Annotated in this window: 21 protein-coding genes; 13 read left to right on the top strand and 8 right to left on the bottom strand. The window is 71.8% G+C overall.

The window, feature by feature from the left end:
* The first annotated feature begins 100 nt into the window (after nt 1-100).
* From Sp245p_RS29045 to Sp245p_RS29025, 5 genes are all read left to right on the top strand, one after another.
* Nucleotides 101-1,276, top strand: a complete 1,176-nt coding sequence (locus tag Sp245p_RS29045; RefSeq protein ID WP_014242447.1) for an acyltransferase family protein — start codon at nt 101-103, stop codon at nt 1,274-1,276.
* A gap of 70 nt (nt 1,277-1,346) precedes the next feature.
* On the top strand, nt 1,347-2,546 hold the full coding sequence (locus Sp245p_RS29040; protein WP_014242446.1) for a lipid II:glycine glycyltransferase FemX: 1,200 nt from the start codon (nt 1,347-1,349) through the stop codon (nt 2,544-2,546).
* Between the two features lie 49 nt (nt 2,547-2,595).
* Entirely contained in the window at nt 2,596-3,636 is a 1,041-nt protein-coding gene (locus Sp245p_RS29035) for an SIS domain-containing protein (RefSeq protein WP_014242445.1), read from the top strand.
* 156 nt (nt 3,637-3,792) lie between these two features.
* Nucleotides 3,793-5,004, top strand: a complete 1,212-nt coding sequence (locus tag Sp245p_RS29030; RefSeq protein WP_014242444.1) for a hypothetical protein — start codon at nt 3,793-3,795, stop codon at nt 5,002-5,004.
* Nucleotides 5,001-5,678, top strand: a complete 678-nt coding sequence (locus Sp245p_RS29025; RefSeq protein ID WP_014242443.1) for an SGNH/GDSL hydrolase family protein — start codon at nt 5,001-5,003, stop codon at nt 5,676-5,678. The genes Sp245p_RS29030 and Sp245p_RS29025 overlap by 4 nt, the downstream gene beginning before the upstream one ends.
* A 247-nt stretch (nt 5,679-5,925) precedes the next feature.
* Here the strand turns inward: Sp245p_RS29025 and Sp245p_RS29020 are convergent, their stop codons facing one another.
* Genes Sp245p_RS29020 through Sp245p_RS28985 form a run of 8 tightly spaced genes read right to left on the bottom strand, consistent with a single transcriptional unit; the run spans nt 5,926 to nt 13,290 of the window.
* A complete protein-coding gene (locus Sp245p_RS29020; RefSeq protein ID WP_014242442.1) occupies nt 5,926-7,080 on the bottom strand; it encodes an NAD(P)/FAD-dependent oxidoreductase in 1,155 nt (384 codons plus the stop codon).
* The gene (locus Sp245p_RS29015; protein ID WP_165360014.1) at nt 7,077-8,489 is read right to left on the bottom strand and encodes an FAD/NAD(P)-dependent oxidoreductase; all 1,413 of its coding nucleotides are present in this window, start codon (nt 8,487-8,489) and stop codon (nt 7,077-7,079) included. Before Sp245p_RS29015 ends, Sp245p_RS29020 begins: the two co-directional genes overlap by 4 nt.
* The gene (locus Sp245p_RS29010; protein WP_014242439.1) at nt 8,486-8,875 is read right to left on the bottom strand and encodes a (2Fe-2S)-binding protein; all 390 of its coding nucleotides are present in this window, start codon (nt 8,873-8,875) and stop codon (nt 8,486-8,488) included. Before Sp245p_RS29010 ends, Sp245p_RS29015 begins: the two co-directional genes overlap by 4 nt.
* A 21-nt stretch (nt 8,876-8,896) precedes the next feature.
* On the bottom strand, nt 8,897-10,015 hold the full coding sequence (locus Sp245p_RS29005; RefSeq protein WP_014242438.1) for an ABC transporter substrate-binding protein: 1,119 nt from the start codon (nt 10,013-10,015) through the stop codon (nt 8,897-8,899).
* A 13-nt stretch (nt 10,016-10,028) separates the two neighbouring features.
* Nucleotides 10,029-10,745, bottom strand: coding sequence for an ABC transporter ATP-binding protein (locus tag Sp245p_RS29000; RefSeq protein WP_014242437.1), 717 nt, complete (start codon nt 10,743-10,745; stop codon nt 10,029-10,031).
* Between the two features lie 6 nt (nt 10,746-10,751).
* Nucleotides 10,752-11,522: an ABC transporter ATP-binding protein gene (locus Sp245p_RS28995; RefSeq protein ID WP_014242436.1), complete on the bottom strand. Its 771-nt coding sequence runs from the start codon at nt 11,520-11,522 to the stop codon at nt 10,752-10,754.
* Nucleotides 11,519-12,394, bottom strand: a complete 876-nt coding sequence (locus Sp245p_RS28990) for a branched-chain amino acid ABC transporter permease (protein WP_014242435.1) — start codon at nt 12,392-12,394, stop codon at nt 11,519-11,521. The genes Sp245p_RS28995 and Sp245p_RS28990 overlap by 4 nt, the downstream gene beginning before the upstream one ends.
* On the bottom strand, nt 12,391-13,290 hold the full coding sequence (locus tag Sp245p_RS28985; RefSeq protein WP_014242434.1) for a branched-chain amino acid ABC transporter permease: 900 nt from the start codon (nt 13,288-13,290) through the stop codon (nt 12,391-12,393). Before Sp245p_RS28985 ends, Sp245p_RS28990 begins: the two co-directional genes overlap by 4 nt.
* A 151-nt stretch (nt 13,291-13,441) precedes the next feature.
* Here Sp245p_RS28985 and Sp245p_RS28980 point away from each other — a divergent pair, with 151 nt between their 5' ends.
* From Sp245p_RS28980 to Sp245p_RS28945, 8 genes are read left to right on the top strand one after another with little or no spacing between them, the layout of a single operon-like run.
* Nucleotides 13,442-14,692 carry a sarcosine oxidase subunit beta family protein gene (locus Sp245p_RS28980; RefSeq protein WP_014242433.1) on the top strand — a complete coding sequence of 417 codons (1,251 nt, stop codon included), beginning with the start codon at nt 13,442-13,444 and terminating at the stop codon, nt 14,690-14,692.
* An 18-nt stretch (nt 14,693-14,710) separates the two neighbouring features.
* Nucleotides 14,711-14,992: a sarcosine oxidase subunit delta gene (locus Sp245p_RS28975; RefSeq protein WP_014242432.1), complete on the top strand. Its 282-nt coding sequence runs from the start codon at nt 14,711-14,713 to the stop codon at nt 14,990-14,992.
* Nucleotides 14,989-17,979, top strand: coding sequence for a sarcosine oxidase subunit alpha family protein (locus Sp245p_RS28970; RefSeq protein WP_109139136.1), 2,991 nt, complete (start codon nt 14,989-14,991; stop codon nt 17,977-17,979). The genes Sp245p_RS28975 and Sp245p_RS28970 overlap by 4 nt, the downstream gene beginning before the upstream one ends.
* Complete coding sequence (locus Sp245p_RS28965) at nt 17,972-18,586, top strand: sarcosine oxidase subunit gamma (protein WP_014242431.1); 615 nt, start codon at nt 17,972-17,974, stop codon at nt 18,584-18,586. The genes Sp245p_RS28970 and Sp245p_RS28965 overlap by 8 nt, the downstream gene beginning before the upstream one ends.
* Nucleotides 18,583-19,566, top strand: a complete 984-nt coding sequence (locus tag Sp245p_RS28960; RefSeq protein WP_014242430.1) for a dipeptidase — start codon at nt 18,583-18,585, stop codon at nt 19,564-19,566. The genes Sp245p_RS28965 and Sp245p_RS28960 overlap by 4 nt, the downstream gene beginning before the upstream one ends.
* 23 nt (nt 19,567-19,589) lie before the next feature.
* Nucleotides 19,590-20,045, top strand: coding sequence for a hypothetical protein (locus Sp245p_RS28955; protein ID WP_014242429.1), 456 nt, complete (start codon nt 19,590-19,592; stop codon nt 20,043-20,045).
* The gene (locus Sp245p_RS28950; RefSeq protein ID WP_014242428.1) at nt 20,042-21,526 is read left to right on the top strand and encodes an FAD/NAD(P)-binding protein; all 1,485 of its coding nucleotides are present in this window, start codon (nt 20,042-20,044) and stop codon (nt 21,524-21,526) included. Before Sp245p_RS28955 ends, Sp245p_RS28950 begins: the two co-directional genes overlap by 4 nt.
* On the top strand, nt 21,523-22,374 hold the full coding sequence (locus tag Sp245p_RS28945) for an HpcH/HpaI aldolase/citrate lyase family protein (RefSeq protein ID WP_014242427.1): 852 nt from the start codon (nt 21,523-21,525) through the stop codon (nt 22,372-22,374). Before Sp245p_RS28950 ends, Sp245p_RS28945 begins: the two co-directional genes overlap by 4 nt.
* Nucleotides 22,375-22,401: the final 27 nt, after the last annotated feature.

Below are 22,401 nucleotides of genomic sequence, written 5' to 3'. Positions count from 1 at the left end.
ACGCAAGTTGCGTCCTGAGGCCGCACCGCGCTCGTCTTCCGGAATCAACAGACGTCGAGAACCTGCACGTGGGTACATCCCATGCAGGAAGGGAGGAATCGTGCCTGAAACGCCGATAAAGCACACTCTGCCGGGGGGCGATCCTGCCCGCCACAGGTCCGGGGCCGATTACGTCTACGGGATCGACATGGTGCGGTTCGCCGCGGCTTTGCTGGTCACCGGCTTTCACCTGACCTGGCGCGACCCGGCGGTTGCCGACGTCATGTGGTCCGGCTGGGCCGGGGTGCAGGTCTTCTTCGTGGTGTCGGGCTTCGTCATCGCCAATTCGGCCAACAACGCCACCCCGATCGCCTTCATCCGGTCGCGCCTGCTGCGCCTCTATCCGGCGGCCTGGGTCTGTTCCATCCTGTGCCTCGTCGCCCTTGTGCTCATGCCCGGTCCCGACCCGGATCTGGCGCGGCGCTTCATCGCCTCCTTCGCGCTGGCACCGGCCGGCCCCTACATCGCGTCGGCCTATTGGACGCTGCCGGTCGAGATCGCCTTCTACGGCGCGGTGTTCCTGCTGCTGTTCAGCGGGCATTTCCACCGGCTGCCGCAGTTCGCCCTGGCGCTGACCGCCGCCAGCTTGGCCTATCTCGGCGTCTACAGCCTGCACGTCTTCGGCGTCGTCAACCTGCCGTTCCTGGAGTTCGAGTACGGCATGCTGAACATGACGCTGCTGCGCCACGGCGTGTTCTTCGCGCTGGGCATCTTCCTGTGGCTGTGGTCGCGCGGCAAGCTGACCCGGACAGGCATGGCCGGCGCCCTGCTGGCCCTGATCGCCGCCCCGCTGGAGATCACCGCCCGGTCGGTGGAGTTCGTGGAGCGCTCGCCCGTCCCGCTGAACCTCGCCGATCTGTGGATGAACCCGCTGCTGATCTGGGGCGCGTCGCTTCTCGCCATCGTCGCCTCGGCGCGCTGGCGGGCGGAGATCGCCACCCTGCCGCCGTCCCTGCTGGCCCTGCTGCGCGTGGTCGGGCTCGCCACCTACCCGCTTTATCTGCTGCACGAGGTGATCGGCGGCTCGGCCAAGACGCTGGCGATGCAGGCCGGTGCCTCCTCCATGGCCGGGGCGGTGACGGGCGGCGCCCTGTCCATCGCCGTGGCCCTGCTGGTCGCCGCGGTTCTGGAACCGGCGGTGCGCGACCGGCTGCGCCGTCTGCTCGACATCCCGCAGGCCGCCTTCTCGGCCCGCCCCGCCTTCAGCACCTTCTACCGCTCCGGCGGAACCGTGTGACCAATCATCTGACCGTTACCAAACGCTTCCACAAAAAATGATCGCCGTGAATTCCAGGGGAGAAACCTGAATGTACACCGACGCGCTTGGTGGCGATGTCCTGTGCCCCGCGTCCTCCATCGAGATCGACCGGGTCGACCGCAGCGGCTGGTACGCCATTCTCGATGGCTTCGACGACGCCAACATCTTCCAGACCTGGGATTATGGCCGCATCGCCCACGCCGGGCGGGAGTTGAGCCACCTCGTCGTGCGGCGCGACGGGCGCCCGGTGGCCGCGGTGCAGGTGCTGCTGCGCCGCGTGCCGGGAATCGGCGGCCTGGCGCTGGTCATGTGGGGGCCGATGTGGCACCCGCGCGGCCAGGAGCCCGACCACGCCGCCCTGATGACCGCGCTGCACGCGCTGAAGGCGGAATACACGGATCGGCGCGGCCTGCTGCTGCGCCTGCTGCCCCATGTCTCCCAGGCGGACGGGGAGGCGGTGACGGCGGCCCTCGCCTCGCTGGGCATGCGGTTCCGGGAGGAGAAGGCTCCCTACCGCACCTTCATCACCGACCTGAACGCCGACGAGGCGGGCCTGCGCTCCAACCTGTCGCACCACTGGCGGCGCGGGTTGAACAAGGCCGAGCGGATGGGGATCGAGGTCGTCGAAGGCTCCCACGCCGAACTGCTGGAGACCATCGACGACATCTTCGTCGAGACGCAGCGCCGCAAGGGCTTCAAGGCCTACGACAGCCGCACCTTCACCCGCATCAACGAGGCGCTGCCGCCGCGGCGGAAGATGCGCGCCTTCCTCGCCATGCACGAGGGGCGGCCGGTGGCCGGGGTCGTCGTGTCGCTGTTCGGCACCACCGGGCAGATGCAGAATTCCGCGACGCTGGAGGCCGGGCTGCGGGTCAACGCCGCCTATCTGCTGCAATGGCGGGCGCTGCTGTGGATCAAGGCGAACGGCGGGCTGCGCTACGACCTGCACGGGGTGAACGCCCAGACCAACCCCGGCGTCTACCAGTTCAAGCGCGGTCTCGCCGGCAAGCATCCGGTCGAGACGCTTCACATCGGCACCTTCGAGACGCCGGGCCCGCTGCCCAGCCGCCTGTTGGTCCAGAGCGGCGAATCGATGCGCATCCACGCCGACCGCTGGAAGACCCAGGCCGGCGCGATGGTGAACCGGCTGCGCAACTGGAAACCGCCCCAGGCCGAGCCCGCTCCGGCGGAGGAAATGGACCCCGGCGACGCCGCCGTCCTGGCGAAGGCGCCGACCGGCCCGGCGTGAGGTCGCGGGGGAGAGCGTGTTATGATCGACCTGGAACGGAGGCCGAACCATGACCAGCGCTCCCCTGATGATGCAGGAGGCCGTCACCGCCCCGGCGGCGGTACGGCGCCTGCTCGACTCCGACACCGCGGCGGTGGCGGCCCTTGCCGACCGGCTGCGGGCCGTGCCGCCGCCCTTCGCGATGACCATCGCGCGGGGCAGCAGTGACCACGCCGCCGGCTACGCTCGCTACCTGTTCGAGACGGCGCTGGGGTTGGTCACCGCCTCGGCGGCACCCTCGGTGGTCACCGCCTACGGCGCCGATCTGCGGGTCAAGGACGCCTTTGTCCTGGCCATCTCCCAATCGGGCCAGAGCCCCGACCTGCTGTGCGTCGCGGAAGCGGCGCGGGCCGGCGGCGCCGTGACGGCGGCGTTGGTCAACGCGGAGGACGCGCCACTGGCGGAGCGTGTCGCCCATCCCCTGCCGCTGCACGCCGGGCCGGAGTTGAGCGTCGCCGCGACCAAGAGCTTCGTTGCCAGCCTCGCCGCCATCGCCCGGCTGACCGCCGTCTGGATGGATGACCGAACGCTTCTCGACGCCCTTCCCCGGCTGCCCTTTTGGCTGGAACGCGCCGGCGCTGCGGACTGGTCGGCGGCGCTGCCGGTCTTGGAGGCCGTGTCCAGCCTGCTGATCGTCGCGCGGGGCCGCAGCTACCCCATCGCCCAGGAAATGGCGCTGAAGTTCAAGGAGACCGCCGCCGCCCACGCCGAACCCTTCAGCGCGGCGGAGGTGATGCACGGCCCGATGGCTCTGGTGGAGCCGGGCTTCCCCGTGCTGGTGGTGGCGGTGCGGGACGAGACGCTGGACGGCGTGCTGGACACCGCCCGCGCACTGAAAGAGGCCGGCGCCCATCTGCTGGTCGCCTCCGCCGAGGAGCGGGCGCTTGCCCTGGCCGACACGCCTTTGCTTCTTCCGCCGCCGCTGCACCCGGTGCTGGACCCCATCGCGGCGATCCAGGCCTTCTACCCCTTCATGGCGCGGTTGGCGGTGGCGCGCGGCTTCGATCCCGACCGGCCCCGCCATTTGCGCAAGGTCACCCGGACGATCTGAACGGCCGGAGAGTCCGAACGGCCGGACAGTCCGATTGAATTGCCTCGAATTCGCGGTGATCATTTCGGCGCCGCCGCCACCGTCCGTTGACGCGGCCCGACCGGTTCGCGCTAGGCTTGCCGAAACCACGGCTTGGCAGCGAAACGGGACAGCAGCATGACCATCGGCATCGGCGCGGACGACCTTCTGCGGTTTGAGAGTCTGGGCGACAACTGCGAATTCGGCTTCGTCCTGCGCCGGTTGTCCTGCGAGGCGGGGAGCCTGTTCCGCTGGGTCTCCATGAAGCCCGACCAGCTTCTGGCCAAGCTGCGCGCCAATTTCGAAGGCATGTACCGGTTCGAGAACCTGTCGCCGCTGCGCACCGGCATGGTGCTGGATTCCGCCTATGGCATCGGCTGGCACAGCGACATGAAGTCCGACGTGACCGGCGGGCGGCTGGCCTTCCGCGACGACGAGGCGACGCGGCGCGCCCTGCACCGCCGGGAAACGCGCAAGATCCAGTATCTCCAGGCCAAGTTCACCGCGCGGGCCGCGATGGGCGGGGTGATCTTCGTCGTGAAGTCGAATCCCGGCATCGCCCCCGCCACCGTCGACGGGCTGTACGAGGCGCTGGCCGCCTTGGCCGGCCACGAGAACTTCGCCCTGCTGGAGGTGCAGGAATCGGACGATCCCGCCCGCATCGGCCGCGTGGATTGGCAGCGGCCCGGCCTGATGCGCGGCTACGTCACCCGCTTCGCCCCCTATCATCAGGCGGACGACATCGACGCCGCGGCGTGGTTCTCCATCGTCCAGGGCGCACTGCGCCTGTTCCCCTGCCACGACTGGACGCAGCGCCACGCCGCCCTGCGCATCGGCACCCCCGACGCCCTGGTGCAGCTCCGCTTCCCCTTCGGCCCCGATCAGGACATGAACAAGCCCATCACGGGCGACCTGCGCGCCGGAACCGCCCGCCTGCTGAACGGAAACAGCTGGTGCCGCCCTTACGAGGGTCTGTTCCGCCTGCACGGCCCCGATCCGGACAAGCCCGGCACCACGCTGCGCTGGACCGGGGTGCACGCGCCCGGTCCCTTCCATCTCGGCGCCACGCTGCGCTGCCCCCTGCGGGACTCCGTACCGCTCCGCGTCGCGGTTTCCATCGCCGCGGAGGACGGCGCGACGCTGGCCGAGGAGCGGTTCGAGGTGCATCCCGGCCGGGCGACAGACCTCGTGCTCGACGCTCCCGCCACGAAGGATCAGCTGACCGTCGAATTGATCGTGAACGCCGCGCGCCCGCTGGCCGAGGGGGAGCGCGCCGTGCTGGACCTCTCGCCGCCCGCACTGCATCCGGAGCAGGTCCCGGCCATCGCCCTTCCGGCAAAGGCGGCGTGAGTCGGATCATCAAAGCGGGATGGGCCGGGGTCGCCGCACTGCTGGCGTTTCTGGTCGTCCCGGCGCACGGCGAAACGCCCGTCGGGCCGCGCACGCAGCCGCCCTATCCGGACTGGCTGACCAAGCGCATGGAGACGCTGCGGCATCAAGACCCGAAGGCGATGCTGCTGGGGGATTCCCTGATCGCCGGCTGGCCGCCCGACCTTGCCCGCCGGCCGTTCGACGCGGAGCCGATGAATTTCGGGGCCGGGGGCGACACCGCGGGAAACCTGCTGTGGCGGGTGCGGCAATCCTTCGGGCCGGGCATGGGGCTGAGGTCCGCGCTGATCCTGGTCGGGACGAACGACCTGCCGAACCGCTCCGCCGCGGAGATTGCCGGCACCATCGGGACGATCACGGCGGAGGTGAAGCGTTCCGCGCCCGGCGCCTGCGTCACGCTGCTCACCCTGCTACCGCGGCGCGACGGCAACGCCGCCTTCGCCGAACGCATCGCCGAGGTGAATCAGCGGCTAGCCGCCCTCGCCGGTCCCGGCCTGCGCGTGGTGGACACCAACACCCCGTTGCGTGACGCCTGCCCGGCGGAGGGCGCCTGCCCGCTCTATAAGGACCCGGTGCATCTGAGCAGCGCCGGCTACGAGCGCCTGACCGCCGCCATCGGCAAGGCCAGTTGTTAAAGCGGATTGCAATCCGCTTTGGACCGCGCCTGCGGTCCCGGTCGCACATGCGACCGGAGCCCGCCGGCGAATGAGGCGATATGAGTCTAAAGCGAACGGAAGTTCGCTTTAGGGGGCCTGCTGCTGGAAGGATGTCGAAGGCGGCGGGGCTTCGGGATATCCAGGGGCCGGACCAGCGACACCGCCGCCGGGCCTGGAATCCGTGCTCTGCGCGGAGGTGAAGGCCAAGGGCTTCCGCGGCGGCGCCTCATACGATCGCCGGCTCCTTCTCCAGTTCCTCGCCACTGGCGAAGCGGGCCGGGGACAGGCGGGCGAACCAGTCCGGAACGGCCTGCCCGTCGACGAGGTGGGCAAGCAGGCGCCCCGCCGCGGGAGCGGTCATGAAGCCCTTGGCCCCCGACAGCGCGACGAACAGGCCGGGCAATGCCGTTTCGCCGAGCACCGCCAGCATATCGGGCGTGATGGAGTAGAGTCCGGCCCAGGAGCGCAGCAGCCGCGCCGTTCCCAACGCCGGCAGCAGGTCGATGGCGTGGGCGGCGGCGCGCGGGAACAAATCCGCGGTGGGCCGGGCATCGGCGCCGAGCGCCCGGCGTCGGTCCGACGCCACCACCACCACGCTGCCCCGCACCGTCTGGTTCAGGAACATCTCGTGCGCGAAGGACACCACGCAGGGGCCGAGCCGCGGCGGCAGCGGTTCGGTGACGAAGGCCTGGTTGGGATAGGGCTGCACCGGAATGTCGATGCCGAGCGGCCCGAGAAGCTGCGGAATCCGCGTGTCGGTGGCGACGACGACCCGCCCGGCCTCGATCGACTCCCCACCCGCGCGCAGGCGGAAGGCGCCGTTCCGCGGCTCGATGGATTCGATTGTCACGCCGTGGCGGATGACCACCCCGGACCGGAGGGCAGCGCGGTGGAAGCCGTCCAGCACCCGGAACGGCGACAGGGAGCCGTCGCGGGCGCAGAAGGAACCGCCGACCACCCCCGCCGGATTGAGGCCGGGCGCCAGCCGTGCCACCTCCTCCGCGGTCAGCAGCGCGCTGTCCACGCCGAACCGGGCCTGGAGCGCGATGTTGCGGCGGAGCTGGTCGAGCTGCTCCTCGCCATGGGCCAGGATCAGGTAGCCGTCCTGCTTGAACTCGATGCCCTCGGGATAACCGAACTCCTCGGCGAAATTTTCGTAGGACGGCAGGCTTTCCTGGCAGAGCCGGATGTTGCCCGCCGCCCCCCACTGCGCACGGAACCCGGCGCCGCAGCGCCCCGTCTCGTTGCCCGCGAAGTCCGACCGGTCGAGCAGCAGGACCGATAGATCCGGACGCAGGCGGCGCAGCCACAGCGCCGCCGACAGGCCATAGGCACCGCCGCCGATCACCGCGATGTCCGCGGTCATGCAAAGAGTGCTCATGATCCCACGCTTTCGTCCAAAACCCGGTTGGCCAGCGCGGCAAGCGTGACGGGGCGGATGCCGGGGCGCGCGTTGACCGCCTCCCCCTCGCCTCGCGGTCCGGCGAGCGCCGCCAGGGTGCGCAGGCAGGACCGCCCGCCGCAGGAACCCATGCCGGCCCGCGTGTTGCGCTTCAGCCCGTTCAGGCCGTCATGCCCGTCGGCGATGGCACGGTCGATCCGGGCACGGGTGACGCCCTCGCAGCGGCAGACCACCGTGGCCGGCGTCACCAGCGCGTGGATGTCCGGCGGCAACTCCCAGGAGGCGGCCAGCGCCGCCTGGAAGGTCCAGTGGCGCGCCCGCCCGGCGCGGTCCGCCGCGGCCTGCGCGGCGAAGCGCCCGGCATCCCGGTGCAGCGCCCATCCCGCCGCCGCCGCCCCGACCACGGCGCCGTCGCAGGCCGCCGCAAGACCGCCGGCAAGACCGCCCGCATCCCCGGCGACGAACAGGCCGGGCACGGAGGTCGCCCCGTCCCCGTCGCGCACCGGCAGCCAGCCGCCGCGCCCGGGATCGAACCGGGTTTCCGCCCCGGCCATGCGCGCCAGATCGCTGTTTGCGGTGAAGCCGTGGTTGAAGGCGACGGTGTCGGCGGCGAAGCGCTGCTCGGTTCCCGGGACGGGCCGCCCACGGCCGTCGTGGCGGGCGATCACCAGCCGTTCGGCGGCTCCGTCCCCGCTGACCGACAGCGCGACATGGCGGGTCAGCACCGGCACCCCGGCGCGGCGCAGGATGGACAGCCAGCGCCATCCCTCCGACAGCACGCCACGCCCGGCCCACAGCGCCGCCGGATCGCGCAGCAGCCCCGGCCACAGCGGGCGCAGAAGGGCCACCACCGGCACCGTCGCCCCGGCCTCGACCATCTGCGCCGCCGCGACCAGCGGCAGCGGCCCGGCCCCGGCAAAGGCGATCCGGTCCCCGGCGCGCACCCGCCCGCCCTTCAGCAGGGCCTGGAGCGCCCCCGCCGTCACCACGCCCGGCAAGGTCCAGCCGGGGACCGGCACCACACGCTCGTGCAGGCCGGTCGCCACCACCAGCGCGTCGGCGCGGATCAGCTGGCTGCTCGTCTCGTCGGCGATGAGAATTCGGTCCAGGCCGTAGACGGCGGTCACCGAGGTTCCCGGACGATGGTCGATGGTCCCGGCGTGGCGGGCGAAGCGGTCGAACAGGCGCCTCTTGCGCTCCGCCTCCGGCCGGGCCGCGACGGAGACGGCGCCGCCCGCCAGGGACGGCGGCGGCTGGCGGTGTATCTGCCCGCCGGGGCGGGACGCCTCGTCCACCAGCGTGACCGCACAGCCCAGCCGGGCGGCCTGCGCCGCCGCCATCATGCCCGCCGGTCCGGCGCCGACCACCACCACCCGCGCGCGGCTCATGACGCCTCTCCATCCGAAACGCTGCCCGAAACGGGGCGCGGAACGCTGCCGTCGGGCAGCAGACCCGGCCCGACCTGCCAGCGGACGGACAGGCCGGGCCGCGCCTCCGTCTGGCAGGCGCGGGTGTTGGGCCGTCCGTCGATGATGCAGCGGCATTCCCAGCACACGCCGATGCCGCAGAACAGGCCGCGCGGGGAACCGTCCTCCGCGGTGCGCCACGCCCGCTCCCCGGCGGCAAGCAGCGCGGCGGCGACGCTCTCCCCCACCCAGGCCGGAATCGCGCGCTCCCCGAACCGGTCTTCGAAGAGGATGGTGAAGCTTTCCCCCTCCCGGACGCCGTGGCGCCGGGAGGAAGGGGAGGCGGCAGACGATGCGGCCCGATCCATGATGAAGCTCCGGCGTCCGGCTCAGAGCAGGGTGAAGGCGCCGCCCTTCACGGTCAGCACGAAGCCGCCGTAGGTGGGGGTGCGGTTGTCGTTGATGGTCAGCTTGCCACCGCCCAGCACGGTCGGCAGGTCCTTCACCGTCAGCAGCGCGGCGCGGATGGCGGCGCGGTCGTAGGCCGGGCCGGCGGCCTTGATGGCGGCGGCGGCGACCTTGAGCTGGTTGTAGCCGATGGCGGCGAAGACGTCCGGGGCGATCTTGAACTTGCGCTGGTAGGCCTCGACGAAGGTCTTGTTCAGCGGGCTCGCGCTCTCCAGGAAATAGTCGGCGACGAAGATGGTGCCCTCCACCGCCGAACCGCCGACCTTGAGGAACTGCTGCGACGCCATGCTGGGCGTGCCGAGGATGCGCACCTTGTCGGACAGACCGGCCTGCTTGGCCTGGATGATGATGTTGGCGCTGGTCTCGGCGGTGGTGGAGATCAGCAGCGTGTCGATGTCCAGGGCGGCCAGCTTGGTGGCCAGCGCCGTGAAGTCGGTGTCGCTGCCGACGATGGTTTCCTCCGCCACGGTCTTGATGCCCTTGGCCTCGAACAGGTCCTTCACCCCGTTCTTCTGGGCGATGTAGGCGTCGTTGTCGCGGTTGAAGACGTAGGCGACGGTCTTGGGCGCCAGACGGGCGGCGGCCTGCTCGCCCAGCGCCTGCATGATGGTGGCCGGTGTGGCGTTCGACTTGAAGATCCAGTCGCCGACCCGCGTCACGTCGGCGGACGCGGTGGAGACGACCGGCACGCCCTGCTCCTGCGCCACCGGCAGGGCGGCGAAGGCCTCGACGCTGGAGGTCGGGCCGAGGATCACCGCCGCCTTGTCGTACTGGGCGAAGCGCGAGACCAGCGTGGTCGCCTGGTTCTTGTCGCTGGCCGTGTCCTCGATCAGCAGCTTCAGCGTCACGTTGCCCAGCTCGCCCGAGGCGTTCAACTCCTCCAGCGCGGTCTCGATGCCGTTGCGGCCGGGAACGGCGGCGAAGGAGAAGATGCCGGTCGAGGCGACGGGAACGCCGATCACCACCTCCTGCGCCTGGGCGGGCTGGAGAACGGCGGCGAGGGCCAGCGACAGGGTGGCGGCGCCGAACAGGGTCTTCATGCGGGGAATCCTTTTAAACATCGGGAAGATCGTCGCCGGGCAGGTAGTGGCGGACCACCGCGGGGTCGCGGGCGAGCGCTCCGCTCGGCCCCTGGTGGACGATGCGCCCCTGCTCCAGCACATAGGCGTGGCCGGTGGCGTCGAGCGCGCGGCGCGCGTTCTGCTCCACCAGCAGAATGGTCAGGCCGGACCGGCGCAGCGTCTCCAGCGCCGCGAAGACCTGCGCGGCCATCAGCGGCGACAGGCCGAGGCTCGGCTCGTCCAGCATCAGCAGGCGCGGACGGCCCATCAGCGCCCGCCCGATCGCGAGCATCTGCTGCTGCCCGCCGGACAGCGACCCGCCCTCCTGCCGGCGCCGCTCCGCCAGGATCGGGAAAAGGGCGTAGACCTCGTCGATGTCCGCGGTCCCCCGCGTCCCGGCGGCCAGCCGCCCGAGCCGAAGATTCTCCTCCACCGACAGCGGGCCGAGGATCTGGCGCCCCTCCGGCACCTGGAGCAGGCCGCGCCGCGCCACCCGGTGGGCGGGCAGCCCGGCGATCTCCGCCCCGTCGAAGCGGATGCGTCCGGACGCCGGTGTCACCACGCCGCTGACGCTGTTGAGGAGCGTGCTCTTGCCGGCACCGTTCGGGCCGATCAGCGCCACCATGGCGCCCGCGGGCACCGTCAGGGTGACCCCGCGCAGGGCGCGGATGCCGTCATAGGCGGTGACGAGGTCCTGAATCTCCAGCATGGCCGGTCACGTCCCCAGATAGGCGGCGATCACCGCCGGGTCGCGGCGCACCGCCGCCGGGGTGCCGCTGGCGATCAGCCGCCCGCTGTCGATGACGTGGATCTCGGCGCAGAGCGACAGGACGAAGCGCATGTTGTGCTCGATCAGCAGGACACCGAGCCCGCTGCCCGCCAGTTCCGCGAAGATGCGGCCCAGCGCGTCGGCCTCCACGTCGTTCATGCCGGCCACCGGCTCGTCCAGCAGGAGGAGGCGCGGCTCCGTGGCCAGCGCCCGCATCATCTCGACGCGGCGCTGGTGGCCGTAGGAGAGGCTGCCCGCCGGAAGGTCGGCGAAGCCGGCCATGCCGAAGCGGTCCAGGATGGCCGCGGCGCGGCGGCGCAACTCCCGTCCCTCGGCGAGCGCCGAAGGCAGGCCGAGCAGCCCGGCGGCGAGACCCGCGCGCTCGTGCCGGTGGAAGCCGGCGACCACGTTGTCCAGGACGCTCGCCTCCTTCAGCAGGCGGACGGTCTGAAAGGTGCGGGCGATGCCGGCGCGGGCCACCTCCGATGCCTCGGCCTCGGTGATGTCGCGACCGCCCAGGCGGATGCGCCCGGCGGTCAGGCGCAAGAGGCCGGTGATGAGGTTGACCACCGTGCTCTTGCCCGCCCCGTTGGGACCGATCAGACCGGTGATGCGGCCCGGCGCGACGGTCAGCGAGAGGTTGTCCACCGCCACCACGCCGCCGAAGGCGCGGGTCACCCCGTCGAGAACCAGCCCCTCTTGACTTTGGGAGGTCATGCCTGCGCCTCCGCCGCGCGCCGCCTTGCGGCAAGACGCAGGCGGCGCGCCTGGAGGATGACCGTGTCCACCACCCCATGCGGCAGATAAACGATGAACAGCACCATCAGCAGACCGTTGACGGCGAGGCGGTAGTCGGCCAGCGGGCGCGCCAGCTCCGGCAGTGCGGTCAGCACGGCCGCCCCGGCCAGCGGCCCCAGCACCGCCGCGCGCCCGCCCAGCACCACGAAGGTCAGCACCGACACGAGCAGGGGGAAGCCGAAATCCTCCGGCACGAGGCTGTAGTTGCGGTGGGCCATCACCCCGCCGCCCAGCCCGGCGATGGCGCCGCTGAGCGCGAAGGCCAGCCGGTGATACCGGACGACCCGGATGCCGAGCGAGACGGCCACCGTCTCCTCCTGGCGGATGGTGTCGAAGGCCCTCCCGACCCCGCCGCGCGACAGGGCGAAGACGAGGTAGAGGACCAGCGCGAAGACGCCCAGCAGGTGCCAGCCCTGGACGGTGCGCGGCAGGCCGTTCATGCCCATCGCCCCGCCGGTCAGCGGCTCCGCGTAGAGGGCCAGCGACAGGACGATCTGCACGAAGGCGAGCGTCGCGATGGCCTGGAACACCCCGCGCAGCCGGGCCAGCGGCAGGGCGAGCAGCCCGCCCGCGGCGGCCCCGGCCAGCGCGGCGGCGGCCAGCCCCAGCGGCATCGGCACGCCCCAGCGCACCGTCAGCACGGCGGCGGTGTAGGCGCCGAGGGAGGCCAGCCCCGCCGTCGCCAGCGAGAAGACCCCGGCGCGCAGCGCGATGTACTGGCTGTAGGCCAGGATGGCGTTCACCAGGATCAGCTCCGCCAACGGCCGCTGGGCGAGAAGAAGATCGATCATTGCCGCACCACCCGGATCTCCCGGCGCAGGGTTCCGAAGAAGCCGCTGGGCCGCAGCAGCAGGATGACGAAGAGAAGCCCGAACAGGATCGCGTCGCTGAGGGCGGAGGACAGGAAGGCGACGCTCAGCGTCTGGATCATCCCGAACAGCAGCCCGCCGACGACCGCCCCCGCCACGCTGCCCAGGCCGCCCAGCACGATCACCACGAAGCCGCGCAGCAGATAGGGCTCGCCCATCAGGAAATGGACGGAGTTGAAGGCGATCCCGATGATCACTCCCGCCGCCCCGGCCAGCGCGCCGCACAGGAAGAAGGTCAGCGCGTGCACGGCACCGGGGTTGACGCCGAGCAGGCTGGCCGTCCGTTCGGAGATGGCGACGGCGCGGATTTGTCGGCCGAAACTGGTCGCGAACAGGAAGGCCAGCAGCGCCGCCACCAGCACGGCGACGCTGCCGACGATGACGATCTGCTGCAGCGACACCCGCAGCCCGAACACCTGATAGAAGACGATCGGGAAGGTGCCGAAGGGGAAGCGCTGCACCTGGGTGTTCGAGGCGATCTGCGCCGCGCTCATCAGGATTTGCGCCACCCCGAGGCTGGAGATGATCGCCGCGAATTCCGGGGAGCCGCGGCGGCGGAGCGGCCGGAAGGCCACCGCGTCCACCAGCACGCTGAGCAGCCCCGCGGCCAGCATGGCGACGGCGAAGGCCGCCGGCAGTGGCAGGCCGAGTGCGGTGACCGCGAACAGGCCGGTGAAGGCCCCCCACATGAACACCGCCCCGTGGGCGAGGTTCAGCACGTGCAGCACGCCGAAGATCAGCGTGAAGCCCAGCGCGAACAGCGCGTAGGTGCTGCCCACGACGATGCCGTTGACGATCTGCTGCGCGACCAGAGCCACGCTGCCCCCTTATCGATGTGAATTCTTCTCTGGCGTGACGGGTCTCCGTGTGGAACGGAAACGATACCGCGCACCGGCCATGCAGATTTTTCTACACATTCGAATGCAGGTCGTCTACCTATTATCTATTACTCCGGTATGAAAATAGGAAATGACCCGCTACTCCCTCCTCTCGCTGGCCCGGAACGCGCTGACCGGGCACCGCCGCTGGGCGCCGGCCTGGCGCGACGCGGCCCCGAAACCGGCCTACGACGTGGTGATCGTGGGCGGCGGCGGGCATGGGCTGGCGACCGCCCATTACCTCGCCTCCCGCTATGGGGTGACCAACGTGGCGGTGCTGGAGAAGGGGTGGATCGGCGGCGGCAACACCGCGCGCAACACCACCATCGTCCGCTCCAACTATCTGCTGGACGACAGCGCCTTCCTCTACGAGCACTCCCTGAAGCTGTGGGAGGGGCTGACGGCGGAGCTGGATTTCAACGTCATGTTCAGCCAGCGCGGGGTGGTCAGCCTCGCCCACAGCGCTCATGAACTGACGGCGCTACGCCAGCGCGACCGCGTCATGCGGTTGAACGGAATCGATTCGGAGATGCTGGACCGGGCGGCGCTGCACCGGCTGGCCCCGGCGCTGGACCTGTCGCCCACGGCGCGCTTCCCGGTGTTCGGCGCATCCATCCAGCGGCGCGGCGGCATTGCCCGGCACGACGCGGTGGCCTGGGGCTTCGCCCGCGCCGCCGACCGGCGCGGCGTGGACATCGTGCAGAACTGCGCGGTGACCGGCCTGCGCATCGAGAACGGGCGCGTGACCGGGGTGGAGACGACGCGCGGCCCGATCCGCGCCGGCAAGGTGGGAATCGCCGTCGCCGGCCATTCCGGCGTGCTGGCGGCGATGGCCGGGCTGCGCCTGCCGATCCGCAGCTACACGCTCCAGGCCTTCGTGTCGGAGCCGCTGAAGCCGGTGCTCGACACCGTGATCGTGTCCAATCAGGTGTCCTGCTACGTCAGCCAGTCCGACAAGGGCGAGCTGGTCTTCGGGGCGGCGCGCGACAATTACAGCTCCTACAGCCAGCGCGGCAGCCTGCCGATCCTTGAGGACTGCGTCGCCAACCTGCTGCAACTGTTCCCCACCTTCAGCCGTGTCGGGGTGCTGCGCGGCTGGGGCGGCACGGTGGACGTGTCGCCGGACCTCAGCCCGATCATCGGCCCGCTGCCGGTGGAGGGGCTCTTCATCAACTGCGGCTGGGGCACCGGCGGCTTCAAGGCCACCCCCGGCTCCGGCGACGTGTTCGCCGCCACCATCGCGCGGGGGGAGCCGCACCCGCTGGCCGTCCCCTTCGGCCTGGACCGCTTCGCCACCGGACGGCTGATCGACGAAGCCGCCGCCGCCGGCGTCTCGCACTGACGCCCGGGAGAGTCACCCATGCTGCTGATCCCCTGCCCCCACTGCGGCCCGCGCGAGGAGCGCGAATTCCGCTGCGGCGGCGAATCCCACGTCGCCCGCCCGTCCTTTGCCGAGGCGCCCAACGATGAAGCTTTCGCGGAATACCTCTACGTCCGCACCAACCCGCGCGGCGTGCAGGCGGAGCGCTGGCATCATTTGTACGGCTGCCGGCGCTGGTTCAACCTGCTGCGCAACACGGTGACCCACGAGATCACCGCCGTCTATCCGATGGGCGCACCCCGTCCGGAGCCCGCGCCATGAGCGGCCAGCCCCACCGCCTGCCGCGCGGCGGCCTGATCGACCGCGGGCAGCGGGTGCGCTTCGTCCACGACGGGCGCTCTTACGAAGGGTTCGCGGGCGACAGCCTCGCCGCCGCCCTGCTGGCCAACGGCGTGCGTGTGGTCGGGCGCAGCTTCAAACTGCACCGCCCGCGCGGCATCCTGGGCAGCGGCGTGGAGGAACCCAACGGCTTCGTGGAAACCGGGGCCGGCGCCCTGGTCGAGCCGCTGGCCGCCGCCACGGCGGTGGAGCTGCGGCCCGGCCTGGTGTCGCGCGGGCTCGGCGGCTGGCCGTCGGTGCGTTTCGACATCGGTGGGCTGCTGGATTTCGCGGCACCGCTGCTGCCCGCCGGGTTCTATTACAAGACCTTCAAGGCGCCGGCCGCGCTGTGGCCGCTCTACGAGCGGGTCATCCGCCGTCTGGCCGGCGTCGCCCACGCGCCGGAGGAGCCGGACCCCAGCCGCTACGCCAAGCGCTGGCACCACGCAGACGTGGCGGTGGTCGGCGGCGGCCCCGCCGGTCTGGCCGCCGCGCTGGCCGCCGCGGAGGCGGGGGCGCGCGTGCTGCTGGTGGACTCCGACCTCCGGCTGGGCGGCAGCCTGCTCGGCGGGCGGGAGGAGATCGACGGGCGACCGGCCCTGGAGTGGGTGGAGGCGGTGCGGGCGCGGCTCGCCGCCCTGCCCGATGTCCTGGTGCTGACCCGCGCCACGGCGCTGGGGCAGCACGATCACGGATTCCTCAGCGTGCTGGAGCGCACGGCACCCGACGCCGAGGGTCCGCGCGCCCGGCTGTGGAAGGTCCGTGCCAAGCGGATCGTTCTGGCGACCGGCGCGCTGGAACGGCCGCTGGCCTTCGCGGACAACGACCGCCCGGGGGTGATGCTGGCCGGCGCCGTGCGCACCTACCTGAACCGCTACGCCGTGGCGCCGGGACGGCGGGCGGTGGTCTTCACCAACAACGACAGCGCCCACCGCACCGCTCTGGAACTGGACGAGGCCGGCGTCGCCGTGGCGGCGGTGGCCGACCTGAGAGCCGAGGTCTCCGGCCCCTGGGCGGAGGCGGTGCGCGAGCGCGGCATTCCCCTGCTGACCGGCCACGCGGTCGCCGCCGTGCGGGGACGCGGCACGGTGCGCGGCGTGACCCTGGCCCGCCTGACCGACGATGGCGGCGCCCTGCTGCCCGGCACGGAGCGGGATGTCGCCTGCGATCTGCTGGCCCAATCCGGCGGCTGGTCGCCCACCGTCCACCTGCACGCCCATGTCGGCGGACGGCTGCGCTACGACGCGGAGACCGCCGCCCTGCGTCCCATCCCGTCCGAGGGGCCGTGGCGGGTCGCCGGGGCGGCCAACGGCACCTTCGATCTCGCCGCCGCCCTGGCCGAGGGGACGGAAGCCGGGCGGGACGCCGCGGAGCGCGCCGGACACGCGCCGGGCGCCCCGTCGCCCGCCCTGTCGGCCAGCCCGACGCCGCCCCTGGCGCCGCGCGCCCTGTGGCGCATCCCGGCCAAATCGCGGCGCGCGCGGCGCTTCGTCGATCTGCACAATGACGTGACGGTGGAGGACGTGGAGCTGGCCGTCCGCGAGGGCTACCGCTCGGTCGAGCATCTGAAGCGCTACACCACCGCCGGCATGGGGCCGGACCAGGGTCGCACCGGCAACCTGCTCGCCCTGGGCATCCTGGCCGAGGAGCGCGGCGAACCCATCGACGCGGTCGGCACCACCACCTACCGCCCGCCCTACGTGCCGGTGCCCTTCGGCGCGCTGGCCGGGCGGGACGTGGGCGCGCTGTACGAGCCGGTGGCCGTCGCCCCCATCGATTCCCGGCACGCCGCCGCCGGAGCGGAGTTCCAGAACGCCGGGTCCTGGCGCCGCCCCGCCCTGTTCCCCCGCCCCGGCGAGGAGCGCACCGCCGCCATCGCCCGCGAGGCGCTGACCGTCCGCCGGGCGGCCGGGCTGTTCGACAGCTCCACGCTGGGCAAGATCGAGCTGCACGGGCCGGACGCTGTGGAACTGCTGGAGCGCGTCTACGCCAACCGCTGGCGCCCGCTGCCGGTGGGAGCGGCGCGCTACGGCCTGATGCTGCGCGACGACGGGACGATCCTCGACGACGGGGTGACGGCGCGGCTGGGGGAGAACCACTATCTGGTCAGCACGACCAGCGGCGGCGCCCGCACCGTCCACGACTGGCTGGAGGAATGGCTCCAGTGCGACTGGCCGGATCTCGACGTGGCGGTGATCCCCATCACCGCCCAATGGGCCAGCGTCACCGTCGCCGGACCCAACGCCCGCGCCGTTTTGGGAGGCGCAGGCACGGACATCGACCTGTCCGCCGCCGCCTTTCCCCACATGACGGTGCGCGAGGGGCGGGTCGCCGGCCTGCCGGCGCGGGTCTTCCGCGTCAGCTTCACCGGAGAGCTGTCCTACGAGGTCAACGTGCCCGCCGGCCATGGCCCCGCCCTGTGGGACGCGCTGCTGGAGGCCGGGCGGGGCTTCGGCATCGCGCCCTTCGGGCTGGAGGCCGTGCACATCCTGCGCGCCGAGAAGGGCTACGTCATCCTGGGCCAGGACACGGACGGGTCGCAGACCCCGCACGACCTCGGCCTGTCCGCCCTGGTCGCCGACGGCAAGCCGGACTTCGTGGGCAAGCGCGGGATGCGGCGCAGCCATCTCGCCGGGCCGGGCCGGCTCCAACTCGTCGGGCTGCTGACGGAGGACCCGGCGGCGGTGCTGCCGGAAGGCGCCTGCATCGTGGAGACCACCGACCGGCGCCCGCCGGTGCCGAAGCTGGGGACCGTCACCTCCTCCTACGCCAGCCCCGCGCTCGGCCGCTCCATCGCGCTGGCGCTGCTGCGCGATGGGCGGGAACGGATCGGCCGGACGGTGACGGTGAACGGCGACGGGGAATTCGTCCGCGCCACCGTGACCGAGCCGCGGTTCTACGATCCGGAAGGACACCGCCTCCATGCCTGACGACCTGACGAAAGCCGAGCGTCCAACGCCGCGCAGCGCCTTCGCGGAGGTGGCGCCGCGAGGCCTCTTCGAGCGCCCCGGTGTCGTCCGCCTGTGCGATCCTGGCCACCGTCCCAAGACCCTGCTGCGCGGGCGCATCACGTCCGCGTGGAGCGCCGCCGCCGCTGGCGTGCTGGGCGTCGTCCCGCCGGAACAGCCGGGTGTCCCCGCGCACTCCCCCGTCGCGGACATCCTGTGGCTCGGTCCTGACGAATGGCTGGTGCTGGGCACCGGGCCGGGCAGCCTTGCCCCTATCCTGCTGCGCGCCGGGCTGGCCGCGGCGGAGGTGGGCGACGGCCTGCCGGATCTCGAATTGTCCGGCCCGCGCTCCCGCGACGTGCTGGCCGGCGGCACCGCGCTCGACCTGCATCCGTCCGCCTTCCCGGCGGGCCGGGCGACGCGCACCCGGCTCGGGCGCATCGGCGTCCTTCTGCAACGGGTGGAGGACGGCGGGGATGGCCCGGTCTTCCACCTCCACGTCGAACGGCCCTGGGCCGGATACCTGTGGTCCTGGCTGGCCGACGCGGCCCTCGACCACCCTTCGAACAACGAGAGCTTCCCCCGATGAGCCTGCACGAGTCCCTGACCGTCATCGACGGCCTGATCGTTTCCCGCTGGAGCCGTTCGGTGTTCGAGAGCATGCGGCAGGGCGGCATCGCCGCCGCCAATTGCACCTGCTCCGTCTGGGAAGGGCTGGAGCCGTCGCTGCACGCCGTCGCCCAATGGAAGGTCCGGCTGCGCGAGCACGCCGACCTGCTGGCCCCGGTGCATAAGGTGGAGGACATCGCCCGCGCCAAGGACACGGGCCGGGTCGGGGTGATCCTGGGCTGGCAGAACTCCACCGGCTTCGGCGACCACCTGCCCTATGTGGCGCTGTTCCACGAGCTGGGCTTGAGGGTCGTGCAGCTCACCTACCACACGGCCAATTCGGTGGGATCGGGTTGCCTGGAGAGCCGCGACGGCGGGCTGACCGACTTCGGGCGCGATCTGGTGGCGGAGCTGAACCGCGTCGGCATCCTGATCGACCTCAGCCACGTCGGGTCGCGCACCGCGGAGGAGGCGATCCTCGCCTCCCGCCAGCCGGTCGCCTACACCCACTGCGCACCCAGGGCGCTGAAGGACCACCCGCGCAATAAGACCGACGCGGAGCTGCGCTTCATCGCGGAGCGCGGCGGCGTGGTCGGCGTGACCATGTTCCCGCCCTTCATGCCGCGCGGCAACGACAGCACCATCGACGACTATCTGGACGCCATCGAGCACACCGTAAATCTGTGCGGCGAGGACCACGTCGCCATCGGCACCGACTTCACCCAGGACGTGGACGCCGACGGCATCCGCTACTTCACGCTCGACAAAGGCACCGGGCGCCGCCTGCTGGAGGTGGGAGAGGTGCGCAACCCGCCGGGCTTCGAGCGGCTGGACGGCTTCCCCAACCTGACCGCCGCCATGGAGCGCCGCCGCTGGCCGGAGCCGCGCATCGCCAAGCTGCTGGGCGGCAACTGGCTGCGCCTGTTCGGCGAGGTCTGGCGCGACCCGGCGGGCCGCTGAGGCGACGGAGGAGGCATCCGATCATGGACCGCAAGACAGCCGCCGACTTCTTCGGGCGCGCGGTGCCCGACGCCTTCATCGCCGACACGCCGGAGGCCGAGCGCCCCGAGGTCGCCGCGATGCTGGAAAGCTCCAAAGGCTTCTTCGAGGGCTGCGCCCGCTATCAGGTGGTGGCGGAGGTCGTGGAGGCCGAACGCTGCATGGCCGGGGTCCGCGTCGGCCAGCGCTACGTCATGCAGGGCGCCCATCTGGACCCGGCCCAGACGACCGGGCCGGTCTGCGTCTTCCTGATGGGAATGCTGGCGCAGCGTGTCGGCATCGCCTTCGACCGTTTTGGTCGGGAGGGTGCGGTGTCCCTGTCCCTGCCGGGCGCCCACTGCACCGACCCCGGCCCGGCGGTCGGCGGCTTCGGTGCGGTGAAGGTGCGCATGTGGATCGAGCCGGTCCCGGTCACGGCTCCTGCTGGAGAACAGTCATGACCATCGAGATCGCCGCCGTGGACGCGCTGGCCGCGGATGTGACGCGCGCTCTGGATCGGCTGGGCGACGACGGCGGCAACTGGGTGCCGCCCAGCCCCGGCATCGACCACGACGTGGCTGTCGTCGGCGCCGGGCAGAGCGGGCTGGCCGTCGCCTTCGCGCTGCGCCGCGCGGGCATCGCCAACATCACCGTCATCGACGCCGCGGAGGAGGGCCGCGAGGGCGTGTGGGAAACCACCGCCCGCATGCAGACCCTGCGGTCGGTCAAGACCCTGCCCGGCCCGGAACTCGGCCTGCCGGGCCTGACCTTCCGATCCTGGTACGAGGCGGCGTTCGGGGCGGACGCCTACGCCGCCGTCGGGCGCATCCCGCGCACGGTGTGGGCGGATTATGTGCGCTGGTATCGGCGTGCGACCGGGATTGCCGTGCGCAACCGCACCCGCCTGACCCGCATCGAGCCGCTGGACGCGACGGCGCCGCGCGGCTTCCGTTTGTATTTGGAGCGGGACGGCGAGGCCCGGACCGAGACAGCGCGCAAGCTGGTGCTGGCGACCGGGATGGACGGCAGCGGCGGCCCCTTCGTCCCGCCGGTCATCGCGGACAGCCTGCCGCGGAGCCTCTACGCCCACACCGATGATCCCATCGACTTCGCGGCGCTTGGCGGAAAGGTGATCGGCGTTCTCGGGGCGGCCTCCTCCGCCTTCGACACCGCCGCCACCGCTCTGGAGCGGGGCGCCGCCGCCGTCCACCTGTTCTGCCGCAACGCCGACCTGACGCGGGTCACCACGGTCAAGGGCCTGTCCTACGCCGGGGCGCTCGACCATTTCCACGAGCTGCCGGACGCCGACCGCTGGAGCCTGATGCGGCGCTTCTTCGCGAACGCGCCCGGCCCGATGCCGGACACGGTGCGCCGCGCCACGCGCTTTCCCAACTTCCACCTGCATCTGGCCGCCGGCTGGACCGCGGCGCGCGACGCCGGGAGGGCCGTCGAGGTGGAGGCCGCCGACGGGCGCCACCGCTTCGACTGTGTGATCGCCGGCACCGGCTACCGCGCTGACCTCGCCCGCCGTCCGGAACTGGCCGGCTTTGCGGACGCCATCGCCCTCTGGCGCGACCGCTACAGCCCGCCGCCCGGCGAGGAGGACGCGGCGTTGGCCGCCAACCCCTATCTGGGGCCGGGCTTCGAATTCGTCGGGAAGGTCCCCGGCACCGCGCCCTTCCTGAAGGACATCCACAATTTCACTTACGGCGGCGTCGTCAGCCACGGGCGAGCGGTCGGGGAGATCGCCAGCCTGAAGCACGGCGTTCCCCGCCTCGTTTCCGCCATCGGGCGCGACCTGTGGCTCGCCGACCGCGCGGTGCATCTGGAGCGCCTGCGCTCCTTCGACACCCCCGACCTGACCGGCGAGGAATACGCCCACGCGCTGTGGAGCCCGCCGGTCGATTCATCCTCGTTCCGAGACACGGAAACACCGACATGACCGACCTTCGATCCGTCCGCCGCCGCAGCTTCCTGTTCGTGCCCGGCCTCCGCCCCGACCGCTTCGCCAAGGCGCTGGAGACGGGCGCGGACGTGGTGTGCATCGACCTGGAAGACGCGGTCGCTCCCGACCGCAAGGACGAAGCGCGCGCCCTCTCCCTTCCCACCTATCACGAGCAGCGCGCCGCGCGGGCGGAAAAGGCCCTGCGCATCAACAGCATCCGCTCCCCGGAAGGGATCGCCGACGTCGACGCCATCCTGAAGCTGGAGACTCTGCCCGACGCGCTGGTCCTGCCCAAGGTGCGCTCCGCCGACGAGGTGCGGATCGTCGCCGACCTGCTGCGCTCGCGTCCCGAGCCGGTCGCCCTCTACGTCATCATCGAGACGGCGGAGGGGCTGGAACGGGTGGCCGAGATCGCCGAGGCCGATCCCTCCATCGTCGCCCTGTTCATCGGCGCCGTCGACCTGTCGGCGGAATTGCGTGTCCGCCCGACCTGGGACGCATTGCTCTACGCCCGCTCGCGCATCGTGCACGCGGCGGCGCGGGCCGGCGTCGCCGTGCTGGACGTGCCTTTCCTCGACCTGGAGGACGCCGCCGGGCTGGAAACGGAAGCCCGCCGCGCCGCAGCGCTGGGCTTCACCGGCAAAGCGCTGATCCATCCCGGCCACCTGCCGGCCATCCATGCCGCCTTCACACCCACGGAGGAGGAGGTGGCCCACGCCCGCCGCATCATCGCCGCCTTCCAGGAGAGCACGACCGGCCTCGTCGTCGTGGACGGCAAGCTGATCGAAAAGCCGGTGATCCGCGAGATGGAACGCATCCTCTTCACTGCCGGCACTGCTGCCTGATCCCCGTTCGTCCCATCGGAAAGACCG

The sequence above is a fragment of the Azospirillum baldaniorum genome (assembly GCF_003119195.2).
GTDB classification, from domain to species: Bacteria; Pseudomonadota; Alphaproteobacteria; order Azospirillales; family Azospirillaceae; genus Azospirillum; species Azospirillum baldaniorum.
This window is presented reverse-complemented; position numbering and strand designations above follow the sequence as displayed.

What these genes read in the sequence shown, in the direction of transcription:
- Sp245p_RS28970 (WP_109139136.1), top strand. Translation starts at nt 14,989, where the DNA reads ATGAGCGGCCAGCCCCACCGCCTGCCGCGCGGCGGCCTGATCGACCGC.
- Sp245p_RS28965 (WP_014242431.1), top strand. Translation starts at nt 17,972, where the DNA reads ATGCCTGACGACCTGACGAAAGCCGAGCGTCCAACGCCGCGCAGCGCC.
- Sp245p_RS28955 (WP_014242429.1), top strand. Translation starts at nt 19,590, where the DNA reads ATGGACCGCAAGACAGCCGCCGACTTCTTCGGGCGCGCGGTGCCCGAC.
- Sp245p_RS28975 (WP_014242432.1), top strand. Translation starts at nt 14,711, where the DNA reads ATGCTGCTGATCCCCTGCCCCCACTGCGGCCCGCGCGAGGAGCGCGAA.
- Sp245p_RS28995 (WP_014242436.1), bottom strand. Translation starts at nt 11,522, where the DNA reads ATGACCTCCCAAAGTCAAGAGGGGCTGGTTCTCGACGGGGTGACCCGC.
- Sp245p_RS29035 (WP_014242445.1), top strand. Translation starts at nt 2,596, where the DNA reads ATGACCAGCGCTCCCCTGATGATGCAGGAGGCCGTCACCGCCCCGGCG.
- Sp245p_RS29015 (WP_165360014.1), bottom strand. Translation starts at nt 8,489, where the DNA reads ATGAGCCGCGCGCGGGTGGTGGTGGTCGGCGCCGGACCGGCGGGCATG.
- Sp245p_RS29005 (WP_014242438.1), bottom strand. Translation starts at nt 10,015, where the DNA reads ATGAAGACCCTGTTCGGCGCCGCCACCCTGTCGCTGGCCCTCGCCGCC.
- Sp245p_RS29040 (WP_014242446.1), top strand. Translation starts at nt 1,347, where the DNA reads ATGTACACCGACGCGCTTGGTGGCGATGTCCTGTGCCCCGCGTCCTCC.
- Sp245p_RS28945 (WP_014242427.1), top strand. Translation starts at nt 21,523, where the DNA reads ATGACCGACCTTCGATCCGTCCGCCGCCGCAGCTTCCTGTTCGTGCCC.
- Sp245p_RS29030 (WP_014242444.1), top strand. Translation starts at nt 3,793, where the DNA reads ATGACCATCGGCATCGGCGCGGACGACCTTCTGCGGTTTGAGAGTCTG.
- Sp245p_RS29020 (WP_014242442.1), bottom strand. Translation starts at nt 7,080, where the DNA reads ATGAGCACTCTTTGCATGACCGCGGACATCGCGGTGATCGGCGGCGGT.
- Sp245p_RS28980 (WP_014242433.1), top strand. Translation starts at nt 13,442, where the DNA reads ATGACCCGCTACTCCCTCCTCTCGCTGGCCCGGAACGCGCTGACCGGG.
- Sp245p_RS28960 (WP_014242430.1), top strand. Translation starts at nt 18,583, where the DNA reads ATGAGCCTGCACGAGTCCCTGACCGTCATCGACGGCCTGATCGTTTCC.
- Sp245p_RS29010 (WP_014242439.1), bottom strand. Translation starts at nt 8,875, where the DNA reads ATGGATCGGGCCGCATCGTCTGCCGCCTCCCCTTCCTCCCGGCGCCAC.
- Sp245p_RS28990 (WP_014242435.1), bottom strand. Translation starts at nt 12,394, where the DNA reads ATGATCGATCTTCTTCTCGCCCAGCGGCCGTTGGCGGAGCTGATCCTG.
- Sp245p_RS28950 (WP_014242428.1), top strand. Translation starts at nt 20,042, where the DNA reads ATGACCATCGAGATCGCCGCCGTGGACGCGCTGGCCGCGGATGTGACG.
- Sp245p_RS29000 (WP_014242437.1), bottom strand. Translation starts at nt 10,745, where the DNA reads ATGCTGGAGATTCAGGACCTCGTCACCGCCTATGACGGCATCCGCGCC.